11 protein-coding genes are annotated in these 14,335 nt (G+C 60.3%); 5 read left to right on the top strand and 6 right to left on the bottom strand.

The genetic code is table 11. The annotated features are described in order from the left end of the window. The first annotated feature begins 72 nt into the window (after window positions 1-72). Entirely contained in the window at window positions 73-873 is an 801-nt protein-coding gene (locus tag PMI37_RS11180) for a hypothetical protein (RefSeq protein WP_008080769.1), read from the top strand. A 118-nt stretch (window positions 874-991) separates the two neighbouring features. On the opposite strand, the gene PMI37_RS11175 is transcribed toward PMI37_RS11180, so the two are convergent. From PMI37_RS11175 to PMI37_RS11150, 6 genes are all read right to left on the bottom strand, one after another. Next, window positions 992-3,382, bottom strand: coding sequence for a TonB-dependent siderophore receptor (locus tag PMI37_RS11175; protein WP_008080764.1), 2,391 nt, complete (start codon window positions 3,380-3,382; stop codon window positions 992-994). Between the two features lie 121 nt (window positions 3,383-3,503). Further along, complete coding sequence (locus tag PMI37_RS11170) at window positions 3,504-4,484, bottom strand: FecR domain-containing protein (RefSeq protein WP_008080761.1); 981 nt, start codon at window positions 4,482-4,484, stop codon at window positions 3,504-3,506. Beyond that, the gene (locus tag PMI37_RS11165; protein WP_008080759.1) at window positions 4,471-4,986 is read right to left on the bottom strand and encodes a sigma-70 family RNA polymerase sigma factor; all 516 of its coding nucleotides are present in this window, start codon (window positions 4,984-4,986) and stop codon (window positions 4,471-4,473) included. Before PMI37_RS11165 ends, PMI37_RS11170 begins: the two co-directional genes overlap by 14 nt. Before the next feature lie 267 nt (window positions 4,987-5,253). Beyond that, window positions 5,254-6,204, bottom strand: coding sequence for a LysR family transcriptional regulator (locus PMI37_RS11160; protein WP_008080745.1), 951 nt, complete (start codon window positions 6,202-6,204; stop codon window positions 5,254-5,256). 149 nt (window positions 6,205-6,353) lie between these two features. Then, window positions 6,354-7,484: an alkene reductase gene (locus tag PMI37_RS11155; protein WP_008080744.1), complete on the bottom strand. Its 1,131-nt coding sequence runs from the start codon at window positions 7,482-7,484 to the stop codon at window positions 6,354-6,356. Window positions 7,485-7,799: 315 nt separating this feature from the next. After that, a complete protein-coding gene (locus tag PMI37_RS11150; RefSeq protein ID WP_008080743.1) occupies window positions 7,800-8,999 on the bottom strand; it encodes an MFS transporter in 1,200 nt (399 codons plus the stop codon). A gap of 232 nt (window positions 9,000-9,231) precedes the next feature. Between PMI37_RS11150 and PMI37_RS11145 the strand changes: the two genes are divergently transcribed. The 4 genes from PMI37_RS11145 (at window position 9,232) to PMI37_RS11130 (ending at window position 14,330) form a co-directional block, all read left to right on the top strand. Further along, window positions 9,232-10,164 (top strand): AraC family transcriptional regulator, encoded by a 933-nt coding sequence (locus PMI37_RS11145; protein WP_008080742.1) that lies wholly within the window; start codon window positions 9,232-9,234, stop codon window positions 10,162-10,164. Window positions 10,165-10,252: 88 nt separating this feature from the next. After that, on the top strand, window positions 10,253-10,708 hold the full coding sequence (locus tag PMI37_RS11140) for a (2Fe-2S)-binding protein (RefSeq protein ID WP_008080741.1): 456 nt from the start codon (window positions 10,253-10,255) through the stop codon (window positions 10,706-10,708). Further along, the gene (locus tag PMI37_RS11135) at window positions 10,708-12,960 is read left to right on the top strand and encodes a xanthine dehydrogenase family protein molybdopterin-binding subunit (RefSeq protein WP_008080740.1); all 2,253 of its coding nucleotides are present in this window, start codon (window positions 10,708-10,710) and stop codon (window positions 12,958-12,960) included. The genes PMI37_RS11140 and PMI37_RS11135 overlap by 1 nt, the downstream gene beginning before the upstream one ends. Before the next feature lie 17 nt (window positions 12,961-12,977). Further along, window positions 12,978-14,330 (top strand): c-type cytochrome, encoded by a 1,353-nt coding sequence (locus PMI37_RS11130; protein ID WP_008080739.1) that lies wholly within the window; start codon window positions 12,978-12,980, stop codon window positions 14,328-14,330. Window positions 14,331-14,335 lie beyond the last annotated feature (5 nt).

Below are 14,335 nucleotides of genomic sequence, written 5' to 3'. Positions count from 1 at the left end.
ATCTGATTGCACGGGCGGCGTTTGTCGCACAAACAGAGTTCCTGTGGCAGGACACTGCCGTCAAGGACGCCGATGTTTGGCAGCGTCTTTGGTTCGAACTGGAGATCAGACTTCGCTCGCGAGCTGTCGAGAAATTCAAACGACGAGCCTTGGCAGATTCTCCAGCAGCGTTTCGAACGCAGCGCGATCTGTATAATTCCCCGCCGCGAAGATTCGCAAAAAAATATTCGTCATTTATATATACCTTCCAGCAGCAAAGGACGCTTGATGAGAACCCCGCTACTCGCCCTTACCCTCGCAGCTCTATTAAGCGCATGCACCATCCCCTATGAAACCCCGGAAGCCCGCGCCAATATCGAGCGCGATCTGAAGCTCAACGCAGACGAAATCGTCACTATCACCGAGACCAACTGGTGCTTGTCTGCCTATGGTGATTTGCAAGTGTGCAAACCCAAGCAAGGCCTGGGTGTGCTGACCAAGAGCAAGCTAGTACTGGCCTTGTACAAGGGCGGCATGTACCAGCAGGCTGAAGTCATCAACGCCGGCGATGTGCAGTGTGCCCACCTGCGAAGTGGCAGAGCCGCAGCCGATATTTTCTACCTGTTCAGTGATCGGTGGTTCGCCATGCTTGCGCCGATTACCCCAGGAGGTGCCTTGGCCCTCGACAAGAAGGCCCAGTTTCTGAACGTACTGGTACCAGTAGGCACTGAGAGCTTCACGGCTGAGCAAGGAAGTTTTATCAGGGAAACCGATCGCAAGAATTACTCGGCTGTGGCGGTTCCAGGTACCCAAGCCTATGTAGGAACCAGCCAAAGTATTCGCGAGAGTTTTAATCCGTGTACGCAGGGGAAGAACCGCTCAGCCGCACCTTAAGTCCTGATCTGAGTGGCCAGCGGCTACCAGCAATGAGCGGCGGGTTTTGGCCAGGTTGACGGTGCCCGCAGTTAAGCGGGCACCGCTTCCTACAGGGGAAAAAGGCCTACACGTCTGCTTACCACTTGTAACTCACTTTGGCGGTAATCTCGCGACCCGGGTTGTAGAAGTTTGCGGTGCCGGAACCGACCACGTGCTGCTCATCCAGCAGGTTGCTGAGGTTGACCGCTAGGTCGGTGCCCTTGGCGATCTTGTAGTTGAACGCGGCGTCGAACAGCGTGGTGCCATCGCTTTTGCCGGAGTTGGCGGCATCGAAGTAGTAAGAGCCGACGTAGCGCGCACCCAGGCCAACGCTGACATCCGTGGCGGGCACGTCGTAATAACTCCAGAGCGAAGCGGAATGCTTGGGTGCCGTGGCGAATTCATTACCCTTCAGGGAACTACCGTCGTACAACGAACCGCGCTGTACCTCGGACTCCATATAGGAGTAACCACCGATCAGGCTGAGGTTCTGCGTCACTTGCGCCTTGGCCTCCAGGTCGAGGCCACGCGCACGCGATTCGCCTACTGTCTGTTGCTCAATGATGCCGCTCGGCAGCACCACGGCGATGGTGACGTTTTCCTGGGTCAGGTCATAAACGGCTGCGGAGAACAGGGCGTCCATCCCCATCGGCGCATATTTCACGCCTATCTCGTACTGCCTGCCCGTCTGCGGCGTGACGCCAACCTGCGGCGGCGAAACGGATTCGACCATGCTCACATAGGTAGACACTTCATCGTTGACGATATAGGTCAGCGCACCTCGGTAGGAGGTTTCGGAGAAGGTGTCTTTCTCAGTGGATTCCAGGCCTTTGCTGGTCAGGTCCATCGAGTCATTGCGCACACCGCCGGTGACGATGAAACGCTCGTAGAACGACAGGTTCTGCTGCAGGAATACGGCCTTGGTGGTCGCGTCTCGCTTGTTGACGGCATACGGCGCGATTGAGCGTGAAACCCCGGTAAACACTGGGTTTGCAATGTCAATCGAGGTCGTCGGGGCGTAGACCGAGCTTTCCCTGGTGGTCGAATCGAGGTACTCCACGCCCACCAGGCTGCTGCTGTCGATGTTCTCGAAGCGGGCATCGTATTGCAGCATCAGATTGCCGTTGAACTGGTCGGCTTCGGTGTCCGTTCCAAACTGATAGCGGTCAACGGTGGTACCGACCCGTGCGGCGCTGTCGCTCAGATATACGTAGCCAAAATCATCGGTCAACTTGCTGTAGCGCAGATTGCTGCGCAATACGAAGCCGTTGTCGAAGTCATGGGTGACGTTGCCGCTGAGGCTGGTGCGCTCGACATCGTGAAAGTTGTAGCTGGGCTCGCCATAAAACTTCTTGCGGTCGTATTCCTTGTCCAGCGGATAGCCACCGCTGTTGGGCGAACTTTCGGTTTTCAGGTAGTCCAGAATCATCGTCGCCGACGTGTAATCCGTCGGTGCCCAAGTGAGGCCACCCATAAACAACTGGTTGTCGTCCTGCGAGTGATCGTATTCGCGGTCGCTGTTCTGGCCTTTGGCAGTGAAGCGGCCAGCGAGGGTTTTCTCGTCGTTCAGCGCATCCCCGACATCAATGCCTGTCTCGACATGGTCAAACGAACCGTAGGTCACATAGCCTTGGCCAAACTGCTCGAAGCGCGGCTGTTTGGTCACGAAATTCACCGAACCGCCCGGGTCCGCGGGGCCAAACAGCGTGGAGTTGGCGCCACGCAGAATCTCGATGCGCTCGTAAGCGAACGGGTCTTCGCGTACGCCGCGCATCGAACTCAGGGTCAAGCCGTCACGGTAGGTGGTGGCCTGAAAGCCGCGGATCTGGAAATAGTCGTTGCGGTCATCCGTACCATAGAAGTCAGTGATCACGCCGGGCGTGTATTGCAGCGCCTCTTCCGTGGTGCTGACGCTGCGCTGTTCCATTTCCTTGTTGGTAACAACCGACACCGATGCCGGGGTATTGAGAATGCTGGTTGCTACCTTGCCGCCAACCCAGAGCTCCTTGGCGACCACCGAGTTGGCGTCGTCGTCGGCACTGACCCTGACCTTGGCATTGATGATGAGGGGCGCAAGGCGATAGTCTTCGACGTCCGTTGCGTCGAGTTCCAGCGGGCCGGCGGTCTTTACTTGAGGGACCAACAGGTAGGCATTCGGGCCTTGCTGTTCAATCTGTAATTCGCTGCCCTGCAGCAACGATGACAGCGCGGCCGACGTTTCAAGCGTGCCATTCACGCCAGCAGTGGTGCGGTTCGCCACACTCGACGCGTCGAAGGAAAGACTGATGCCGGCCTCACGCGCAAAGCGATCAAGCGCCGGCGCCAGTGGGCCGGCCGCGATGTTCCATTGCTTGACTGGATTGCTGTGGTCAGCGCTCGACGTTTGCGCCAGCGATGGCAATGCGTAGCTGCTGACAATCAAACCCAACATCGCGCCCTGCAAGGCACGATTTAAGGGATGGCGCTGTGAAACCGGGGACGAACTCATTTTCTCGCTCCAAGAAAGGACATCGGCAGACTGGCCTGTATTCCGGCCTTCCTTAGAAGTCGAACGAGAATGCGAAACCACCTCATTAATTTTCAGGCGGCGCAAAAAAGTTGTGATGGACTCAGGTGGCAGCGGTCACGGTCACCCAATAACGGGTCCGATAATCAATGTGCAAATGCAGTGATTGCGCGATCAATGCCAGGACTTGATCGTTGTCGGCGAGCTGAAAGGTGCCGGAAACGCGGAGATCAGCGACCTCGTCGGCGCAGCGCAATACGCCGGGACGATAACGCGACAACTCCACAATGAAATCATTGAGGCGCATATTGCGCGCACTGATTACCCCGTCGCCCCAGCTCCATGGATCAAGGCCGTTGTCCCGGACCATGCGGGCGCCACTTGATGTGAACAGCAGCTGATTGCCTGCCTGGACGCTGCGGCCCGCAGGCGTTTGGCTGGAGCCGGGGAAAACCGTGACTGACCCTTCCTGAGCCGCGACCAGCGTGCCATCGTCACGTTCGCGAGCCAGAAAGCGCGAACTCTGAGCGCGCATGATCCCGTCACGTGTTTGTACCCAGAAGGGACGCGTGTGCGCCGAGTGCTCATCCGCGCCGACATTCACGATGATTTCACCACGTCGCAGGATGATCAGCCGTCGCTGAGCATCGAAATCACTGTCGACAGCGCTGTCGCTATTGAGCTGGATAAGGCTGCCGTCATCGAGCTGGACGCGTCGCTGCTCGCCGGTGCTACTGCGTTGTTGCGCAAGCATGGCGGGGACGGGTGTGTAGTCGCGGCCGAGCCAGGCTGCAGTGCCAACAGTCGCTAATAGGCCAAGCAGCTTCAGGCTTTCCCGCCGGCGCATGCCTTGATTGCTGCCATTGAGGGTTTGTCGGGCCAGTTGAACCGGCACGCCTGCGAATTCATCCCCAAGCGTCTCCACACGCTGCCACGCCAACACATGCTCCGGGCGCTGCTGCAGCCAGTGCTCAAAAGCGCGCTGTGTGGGTTCATCGGCCTGATTGAAGCGAAGGCGCACCAGCCATTGGATCGCCTGCTCGACAATGACCGGATCCAGCGCCTGCGACTCACGACTCGACATAACGCAAGCGATAGCAATGTTGCAGGGCCGTGGCCAGGTCGCGTTCCACCGTCGCGCGGGAAACACCCAGCTTTTCGGCGATTTGCGCGCACGTCAGACCGTCGAGTCGGGCGAATAAAAACGCTTGGCGAACTCTCGGTTTGAGCAAACCGAGCATGCGGTCTATGCGCTCGAGCGCATCCAGAATCAGCAGCCGGCTTTCTTCCGAGGGAACCTCGTGTTGAGGCAGCAGCGTGACGCTTTCCAGGTAGGCACGTTCGAGTTCGCGACGACGATACTGATCGATCATCAGCCCGCGGGCGATGCTGCTCAAATAGGCGCGTGGCTCGCGCAAGGGGCTGGACTGACGCGATTTGAGCAGACGTACAAAGGTGTCCTGCGCCAGATCTGCAGCGTTATCGCGACATCCAATGCGTCGGATCAGCCAGCCGTGTAACCACGAATGGTGGGTGCGATAAAGCAGCCCCAGATCTGCAGTACCTAGCGTTTCGTCGCTGCCCATCGGAATCCCGGAAAGTACATAATTGATAATTAATCGCATTCTACTCACGCGATAGGCCTTAGGCAAATACGTGGAGCCCAGCGTTCGCATTCGGGCGAATGGCGTCATTGCGTGGGCTTTGGAGTGAAAGAATGCATCCGGCGTTTGGAAGATTTGAACGCTAGCCATCGAGCACTTTTGAATTTCAAAGTGCTTTCATTCCGGCGGCCAAATGGTGTTGGTCAGTGCGAGGATGGCATGCCGCAATCGGTCAGAATTTTGAAACGCCTAAACATCACCCTCGCCCCGAGAATCCGCCAAATCATCCCAATAAGGCGGAGTGCCGATCGCTTTAATGAAGTAGTCCCATACCGCGCGTACCTTCTGCGAACGCAGACGATTCTCCGGCGAAAGCAGATGGATCTGACTGGGCGTTTGCTCCACCGATCCTTCCCAATCCGGTAAAAGCCGAATGAGCTGCCGGCTGACGAAACTCTCGCGACCGAACAGCCAGGACGGAAAAAACACGATCCCCCTGCCCGCCAGCGCGGCTTCCACCAAGACCTGACCATTGTTGCTTCGAAGCGGGCCGTGGACGTCGATGAGCTCGGCCGCGTCGCTGCCAGGCTTTCTGAAGTACCAGCGTTGCGCCCCGCCGGTCCCCTTGTAGACCAGGCAGGCATGATTGCGCAGCTCCTGCGGCGACGCGGGTTGGCCATACTTCGCTATATAGTCTGCACTGGCACACAAGACGTATTGCTGATCGCAGATTTTGCGGCCGATCAATCCAGAGTCGCCCAATCGTCCGACCCGAAAAATAATGTCGGCGCCCTCCTGAATCGGGTCGATAAAAGCATCGGTGACCGTCAGCTCGACCGTCAGCTCGGGATACTGCTCATACAGTCCGTTCAACAGTTTGACGATGTGCAGGCTGCCGAACGCAACCGGCGCGTTAATCCGCACCAGTCCACGAACCTCGCCCCCTTTGCCGGTGATTTCCTCATCGGCGGCATCGAGCAGTTCGAGCACTTCACGGATCTGCAGGTAATAGCGCTCCCCCGCGTCCGTCAGTTTGACCGCACGAGTATTTCGATACAGCAGCTGCTGACCGACCTCGCGCTCCAGCGCCGCGATGAATCGCGAAACGGAGGACGCCGGCACGCGGAAGTGCCGAGCTGTCGCCGAAAAGCTTCCAGTCACGGCGACCATGGCGAAGTACCGGTGCGCTTTGAGGTGCATAAGGAATTCCGATCATCGAGTTGATTTGAACTACAGCAGAACTTCGTCTGCTTGTCCCGCCGCGAGATTTTTTCAGGGCTGTTTGCAGCAGACATGAAAAAGCAGCCGCCCCGAATAACGGTGGCGGCTGCCAATACTTCAGCGGCTACTTAGCCTTTGTAAGGCGGGTAATCTACATAACCCTCGGCCCCGCCGCCGTAGAAGGTTTCACGCCTGGCTTCGGTCAGCGGCCAGTTGTTTTGCAGCCGCGCCACCAGATCAGGGTTGCTGATGTAAGCGGTGCCGAACGCGGCGAGGTCGATGATGCCGTCCTTGATCAGATCCTCCGCACGCTGGCGCGACATGCCGCCCGCCAGAATCAGCGCCGTGTCCGGCAGTTTCGATTGGATGGTCGACAGCAAATCAAGGAATGTTGCCTTCGGCCCGCCGCCACCGCCCTCGGTACCCGGCGCAGGAAACCCGGACTGATCCATCACATGCACGTAAGCCAACTGCCGCGCGCCAATCTCTGTTGCCAGTGCGGTATAGGTTTCATCGATCTGCTCATACAGCGGCATATCGAACAACTGGCCATACGGCGAAATACGAATACCGACTCGGCCTGCGCCAATCCGCGCAACCACGGCATCGATCACTTCCAGCGTAAAGCGCAGACGATTCTCCAGCTGATCCGCCGAGTACTGATCGGTTCGGTCATTGACCAGCGGGTTCATGAACTGCTCGAACAAATAACCATTGGCGCCGTGAATTTCCACGCCATCGAAACCCGCCTCGATCGCGTTTTCCGCAGCCTGCGCAAACTCGCCGACGATCCGCGAAACCTCGGCCGTTTCCAGTTGGCGTGGCGCCGGCGGCTCTACCAGCGCCGGCTTGCCGTCAGCGTCATAACCGAACGCTGTCGCGCCGACTGCTCGCTTCGACGTGGCGCTCACCGGCAGTTTTCCACCGTCCTGAATCGACGGATGCGAGACGCGACCGACGTGCCAGATCTGCGCAAACATCTTGCCACCCACCGCATGCACCGAGTCGGTAGTGAGGCGCCAGCCAGCGATCTGCTCGGCAGTGAAGATACCTGGGTTGAACAGATAACCCTGACCCTCACGGGAAATCGGCGTGCCCTCACTGACGATCAAGCCTGCAGTGGCACGTTGTGCGTAATACAACGCCACGCGTTCATCGGCGGCGTCATGCGGTGCACGCGAACGGGTCAGCGGCGCCATGACGATACGGTTTTTGAGCGTGGTGTCGCCCAGGCGCAATTCATTGAAGAGTGTCGACATTGGAGTATCCGAAGTAGATCGAGAGTAATGACGATCAGCGGAGCGACAGGTTGACGATGCGGACTGTCTCGAACTCGCGCCAAAGGCCTGGTGAGTTGCAACGATGAACCGATGCTAACTTCGGGGGATGGCGGCAACAATCCGGCGGAATCGCAAATGACTATTGCTTTTTCAGCAACGGCTTTGCATCGCAGGCGCCATTTTGTATGGCGCCATTCGAACAGGGCTTGCGTTCAGCGATGAGCATTAGCCATGGCCACAGGACTCGCCGATGCACGGATTAAAATCGCCAGAATAAGCCGGCACACGGACTCGTCAGGCTGCCGCGTTCGACCCGGCAAGATGAACTTCATCGGCACTACGACCCGCCAGCCACGCAAGCACGGACGCTGCCACCAACACGACCGCACTGAGCTCGAATGTGGCTTTGTACCCGCTCAGATCAAACGCCAGGCCGCCGACGATGGCCCCTGCGGCGATCGCCAGTTGCACGATGGCCACCAGCAAGCCGCCACCGGCTTCGGCATCATCAGGAAGGGTCTGGGCCAGCCATGTCCACCAGCCTACGGGAGCCGCAGTGGCGACCAGCCCCCACAGACCGAGCAGCAACGCGGTCAACAGCGGTGAGGCACCGAAGTTCACCAGGGCCAGTGCGATGACCGCCATGATCAGAGGGATAATGGTCAGCGTGCGGTAGAGGCCATTGCCGATGAATCTTTCGATCAGAAAGGTGCCGATAAAACCTGCAAGTCCCAGCCCCAGCAGCATGAACGACAGTGTTGAGACACTGACCCCTGTCACGCCCTCCAGAAATGGCCGCAGGTACGTGAACAACATGAACTGCCCCATGAAAAATACGCTGACGGCGACCATCCCCAGCGCAACCGGCAGCCGTTTCATCAGGCGCAGCACGTTGCCGCTGCCCGCCCGAGGTTTCTCGGCCTTGAAAGACGGAAGACTGATCATCAGCCACACGGCCGCCAGCGCCGCGACCGGAACCACACAGAAAAATGCACCGCGCCAGCCGATCAACGAGCCAAGAAAGCTGCCCGCCGGGGCTGCGATGACCGTCGCCAGAGCGTTACCACTATTGACGATCGCCAGCGCTCGGGACACTTGCTCCGGCGGTACCAGACGCATGGCAGTCGCCGCCGACAATGACCAGAACCCGCCGATGGCTATCCCGATCAAGGCTCGTCCAATCATGAAGGAAGGGTAACCCGGCGCGAGCGCGACGACCGTGCCTGAAACGATCATCAGCAAGGTCAGAGACAGCAATAACCTCTTGCGCTCGACGCGCGCGGCGACCGAGGCAATCAACAGGCTGGTGATCAAGGCAAAGCCACCGGACACCGAAATCCCCTGCCCGGCCTGGCCTTCGGTGATGTGCAGATCGGCCGCAATGGGCGTCAGCAGACTGACGGGCATGAATTCTGAAGCGACCAAAGCGAATGCGGCCAACGACATGGCCAGCACGGCGCTCCAGCCGCGTTTGTCTGTAGAAGCAATTGTCATGAGAACTACCTGTGTTGCACGAAAAGCGTAGAGGAGTGATGCGCAGGGGTTGGAACGATTGGATGCCTGCAAGGGCATGCCCCTGTAACAGTTCGACACATTCTCCCGGTCGATCCGCTGCTGCTCTAGCGCATTCCTCTTGAATGCTTGCCTGATCCTCTGAGGATGGAGGGGGATGGATAGGAAACGTCTGCCCGGCGGATTAGAGTTCGCTCAACAGGAGCGACCGACCATGATTCATATCTCCCCGCGCCATGAATCAACGCTGGCGTTGAACATCGACCCGCGCGTGAACGCACCGGGTGACTTCGCCACCGCCATACCCGGCCTGTCGCTGTTTCGCCGCGACCAGCCGGCGCCCCCCGCCGTGTGCATGATCGAACCGAGCCTGATTCTGGTGGGCCGTGGCGAAAAACGCCTGTGGGTCGGTGGTGAGGGTTATAGCTATGACCCTTCGCGGTTTCTGGTCACCTCGCTGGATCTGCCCGCCAACTCCGAAGTGATGCTCGCCAGCCCCACACAGCCCTGTGTCGGCCTCGTGCTGAAACTGGATGTCAGCATGCTCGCCGAGGTCATCACCAAAAGTGGCTTGCCCGCCAAGCGCCAGCAATCAACGGGGACGGGCGCCGGGATCGGCAGCCTGTCGTCCGCCCTGGAAGGCGCGCTCGATCGCCTGCTGGCATTGCTCGATGAGCCGGAGGCGATCCCGGTGCTGGCGCCGCTGATTCTGCGCGAAATTCACTATCGACTGCTCAACACCGATCAAGGCGCGCGGTTGCGGCAGATCACTGCCGTCGACGGTCAGGGGTACCGCATCGCCAAAGCCATCGACTGGCTGAAGGTCAACTACACCGCTGCCCTGCGTATCGACGATCTGGCCGCGCGGGTGCAGATGAGCGCGCCTACTTTTCACCTGCACTTTCGCCAACTGACTGGCATGAGTCCGCTGCAGTACCAGAAGTGGATGCGTCTGAACGAGGCCCGTCGGCTGATGCTGATGGAGCGCCTGGACGTTTCGCGGGCGGCATTTGCCGTCGGGTATGAAAGTCCTTCGCAATTCAGCCGCGAATACGGCCGTCTGTTCGGCACCGCGCCAAGTCGTGACATGGCGCTGCTGCGTGGGCAACCCCTTGAGGCAGAAGCGCTCGGCACCGCAACGATTTGAACGAACAACCAGCTTCACCGGTGATGCGCCTCGCCGCGTGTCACCGCTAATAACAAAGCACCTCAACCGATGATCAAGCGGGTGAACCATGGAACTACGAATCAACCAGAAGACCTATCAGGTCGATGCCGACGCCGATACGCCCCTGCTGTGGGTGATCCGCGATGATCTGGGCATGACCGGCACCAAGTACGGCTGCGGTCTGGCGCAATGCGGCGCCTGCTCGGTGCTGGTGGACGGCAATGTGGTGCGCTCGTGCGTCACCCCGGTGGCCGGTGTGGTCGGCCGGGAAGTCACCACCATTGAAGCCATCGAAGCCGATGAAGTGGGCAAACGGGTGGTCTCGACCTGGGTCGATCTGCAGGTCGCCCAATGCGGTTACTGCCAGTCCGGGCAGGTGATGGCCGCCACCGCGCTGCTCAAACAAAACCCCGCGCCGAGTGATGCGCAGATCGAGGCGGCGATGGTCAATCTGTGCCGGTGTGGCACGTACAACGCCATCCATGCTGCGGTGCATGAGCTTGCCGGCAAGGGAGAAGCGTGATGAACGTTCGTATCGACCCTTCACAGCAAGCCTCGGCGCTTGATCTGCACGAACCGATCAATGTATCGCGCAGACGTTTCCTGACCGGCACCGCCGTCGGCGCACTGGTCCTCGGCTTTGGCCTGCCGCTCGGCTCGACACGCGTGCAAGCAGCGGCTGCAGTGGCCAGTGCCGAGCGCGGCACGCAGGTCCCGGCGTTTCTGGAAATCCGCCCGGACAATCGCGTGCGCCTGCTCTGCCCGTTCATGGAAGGCGGACAAGGCACGTTCACCGCGATGGCGCAGATCGTCGGTGAAGAGCTGGATGCCGACCCGGCGACCTTCCTCGTCGAAGCCGCCCCACCCGGCGAGGCTTATGTGGTGATGGACAACGGCATGCGCATCACCGGCGGCAGCATGTCGGTGCGCATGAGTTACCCGGTCATGCGCCGCCTCGGCGCCCTCGCCCGCGCCATGTTGTTGCAGGCGGGCGCGCAGCAGCTCGGGGTGCCGGTGAGTGAGTTGAGCACCGAGCCCGGCAAAGTCGTGCACGCCAAGTCGGGCCGCTCGCTGGCTTACGGTGAGCTGGCCGAGCGCGCGATGGATCTGCCGGTTCCCGATCCGGCCTCCGTGACGCTGCGGGATCCGAGCACGTTCCGCTGGATCGGCAAACCGGTGAAGCGCGTCGATGCCTACGATAAATCCACGGGCAAGGCGCTCTACAGCATTGATCTGAAAGTCGACGACATGCTCCATGCCGCCGTGCAACACGCCCCGCGCCTGGGGATGACGGTGGGCAAGCTGCGCAACGAAGACCAGGTCAAGGCAATGAAAGGCGTGCATTCCGTGCATCGTCTGCCGGGCGCCGTGGCGGTGGTCGCCGAGCGCTGGTGGCACGCCAAGCGTGCAGTCGAGGCGATTCAGGTCGATTGGCAAGAGCCAACGGCCGACAGCAACGTGCGGCCGATGCCCGCCGACTTTTCCAGCGATGCCTGGTTCAAGCGCCTCGCTGAAGATAAAGGCCCGGCCAAAGATGATGAAAACCAAGGCGACGTGGCGTCGATCCTCAAGGAAACCAAGACCCGCATCGACGCCACTTACCACAACCAATACCTGAACCACGGACAGTTGGAGCCACCTTCGGCACTGGCTCGATTCAACCCGGACGGTTCGCTGGAAGTCTGGTTGCCGAATCAGGCGCCGGACATGTTCCGCGCGGACATCGCCAAACGCACGGGCCTCGATCTTTCACGCATCACCTTGCATTCGCCGCTGCTGGGCGGGTTCTTCGGTCGGCATTTTCTCTACGACTCCGCCAGTCCCTACCCTCAGGCGATCGCGCTGGCCAAAGCGGTCGGCCGACCGGTCAAACTGATCTGGAGTCGCGAGGAAGAGTTCCTGCGTGACGTGCTCCGTCCGGTTGCCGCGGTGAATTTTCGCGCTGCGCTGGACAACGACGGCTGGCCGCTGGCAATCGAAGCGGTCAGTGCCACCGAAGGGCCGACCGAGGCCCTCGCCGGCAAGCAAGGGGAGAAACTCGACCCTACGGCGCTTGAAGGCTTGTCGGGCAAGTCCTACGCGATCCCCAACAAACGCATCGCGCAGATCTACGTCAAAGGCCCGGCGATGCTCGGTTACTGGCGTTCGGTGGGCAACTCGCTGAACGACTTCTTCTATGAATCGTTCCTTGATGAACTCGCTGACAAGGGCGGCAAAGACCCGTTCGACTTGCGTCTGCATTTGCTGCGCGACAACAAACGCCTGACCACGCTGCTGCAAGCGGTGGATGAACTGTCGGGCGGCTGGAAGCGCGGACCGTTTACCGCTGAGGATGGCAGCCGACGGGCGCGCGGCGTGGCCATGGCTTCGCCGTTTGGTACAGAGACGGCGGTGATCGCCGAGGTGTCCATCGAGAACGGCCAGGTCAAGGTACACGACATCTGGCAGTCAATTGATCCCGGCAGCATCGTTAACCCGGCGATTGTCGAGGCTCAGGTGAACGGCGCCGTGGCGCTGGGACTGTCGCAGACGCTGGTGGAAGAAGCCGTGTGGATTGATGGCAAACCCCGGGCGCGCAACTACGACCTGTATCCGATCCTGCCGCCTGCGCGGATGGCGCGGGTACACGTGCGTGTGGTCGAGAGTGGAGAAAAAATGGGCGGCATCGGCGAACCACCGTTGCCTGCGGTCGCGCCCGCCGTCGCTAACGCGGTGGCAAGGCTAACCGGTCAGCGGGTGCGCAGCCTGCCCATGAGCCGACACACTTTCACCTGATCAGCGCCGGAGCGTTCATGAATAACAGCCGATTCGCAAGAACCGCTGGCTGGCTGGCAGTGCCGTGCCTGGTCGCGGCAGGCCTGCTGGCCTGGTATGTCACTCGCGAGCCCGCCTCGCCTCTCGAAAACCATCAGACGGCCGTGGCCGACATCGACCCGGCACTGGTCGCACGGGGCGAATACGTCGCCAGGCTGAGTGACTGTGTGGCCTGCCACAGTGTGCCGGGCGGTGCGCCATTTGCCGGTGGCCTGGAAATGGCCACGCCGCTGGGCGCGATCCATGCGACCAATATCACCCCGGACACGCAAACCGGTATCGGTCACTACAGCCTCGCGGACTTCGACCGCGCCGTGCGCCATGGCGTGGCACCCGACAGTCGCCGTCTGTACCCGGCGATGCCCTACCCGTCCTATGCCAAGCTGAGCGATGACGATGTGCGGGCGCTGTATGCGTTCTTCATGAAAGGCGTGGCGCCGGTGAAACAGGCGAACATCCCGAGTGCCATTCCCTTTCCGCTGAACCTGCGCTGGCCGATCGCACTGTGGAACGGCGTGTTTGTCGATGCCCAACCGTATGCCGCCAAACCGTCGCAGGATGAAACGTGGAACCGCGGCGCTTACCTCGTTCAGGGCGCCGGGCATTGCGGCAGTTGCCATACCCCGCGCGGCCTGGCGTTCAACGAGAAGGCACTGGATGAATCCGCTGCGCCGTTCCTCGCCGGCGCCTTGCTCGATGGCTGGTACGCGCCGAGCCTGCGTGATGATCACAACACCGGCCTGGGCCGCTGGAGCGAGGCGCAGATCGTGCAGTTCCTCAAGACCGGTCGCAATAAACATGCGGTGGTCTACGGTTCGATGACCGAAGCGTTCAACAACTCCACGCAGTTCATGAGCGATGACGATCTGACGGCCATTGCCCGTTATCTGAAGTCGCTGCCCGGGGATCGCGAGCGGGATGGCGCACCTTGGCAGTATCAGGCGGTTTCGGCAGCGGAACGTCTGGACGCGTCCGGTGCTCATACCTACGTGACGCGCTGTGCCTCCTGTCATGGTCTGGACGGCAAGGGTCAAGCGCAATGGATGCCGCCGCTGGCCGGCGCGACTTCTGCACTGGCCAAGGAAAGCGCCTCGGCGATCAACATCACCCTCAATGGTTCGCAGCGTGTTGTCGCTGCCGGGGTGCCGGACGCCTATCGCATGCCGGCCTTCCGTGAGCAGTTGTCGGATCAGCAGATTGCCGAAGTGCTGACCTTCATGCGCAGCACCTGGGGCAATCAGGGCGGTGATGTGGATGCGCAGACGGTTGCCAAGCTGCGTGAACACACCGATCCGGCCAGCAGCAGCCCGATCATCCTGCACATGCGTTAGAGGAG

The sequence above is a fragment of the Pseudomonas sp. GM80 genome (genome assembly GCF_000282515.1).
In the GTDB taxonomy this organism is placed as follows: Bacteria; Pseudomonadota; Gammaproteobacteria; order Pseudomonadales; family Pseudomonadaceae; genus Aquipseudomonas.
Note: the sequence above shows the minus strand (reverse complement) of the source record. Positions and strands in the feature narration are given on the sequence as shown.

Coding starts and splice junctions, on each gene's coding strand:
- PMI37_RS11175 (WP_008080764.1), bottom strand. CDS start 3,382: ATGAGTTCGTCCCCGGTTTCACAGCGCCATCCCTTAAATCGTGCCTTG.
- PMI37_RS11140 (WP_008080741.1), top strand. CDS start 10,253: ATGGAACTACGAATCAACCAGAAGACCTATCAGGTCGATGCCGACGCC.
- PMI37_RS11150 (WP_008080743.1), bottom strand. CDS start 8,999: ATGACAATTGCTTCTACAGACAAACGCGGCTGGAGCGCCGTGCTGGCC.
- PMI37_RS11130 (WP_008080739.1), top strand. CDS start 12,978: ATGAATAACAGCCGATTCGCAAGAACCGCTGGCTGGCTGGCAGTGCCG.
- PMI37_RS11145 (WP_008080742.1), top strand. CDS start 9,232: ATGATTCATATCTCCCCGCGCCATGAATCAACGCTGGCGTTGAACATC.
- PMI37_RS11165 (WP_008080759.1), bottom strand. CDS start 4,986: ATGGGCAGCGACGAAACGCTAGGTACTGCAGATCTGGGGCTGCTTTAT.
- PMI37_RS11135 (WP_008080740.1), top strand. CDS start 10,708: ATGAACGTTCGTATCGACCCTTCACAGCAAGCCTCGGCGCTTGATCTG.
- PMI37_RS11170 (WP_008080761.1), bottom strand. CDS start 4,484: ATGTCGAGTCGTGAGTCGCAGGCGCTGGATCCGGTCATTGTCGAGCAG.
- PMI37_RS11155 (WP_008080744.1), bottom strand. CDS start 7,484: ATGTCGACACTCTTCAATGAATTGCGCCTGGGCGACACCACGCTCAAA.
- PMI37_RS11160 (WP_008080745.1), bottom strand. CDS start 6,204: ATGCACCTCAAAGCGCACCGGTACTTCGCCATGGTCGCCGTGACTGGA.
- PMI37_RS11180 (WP_008080769.1), top strand. CDS start 73: ATGTTTGGCAGCGTCTTTGGTTCGAACTGGAGATCAGACTTCGCTCGC.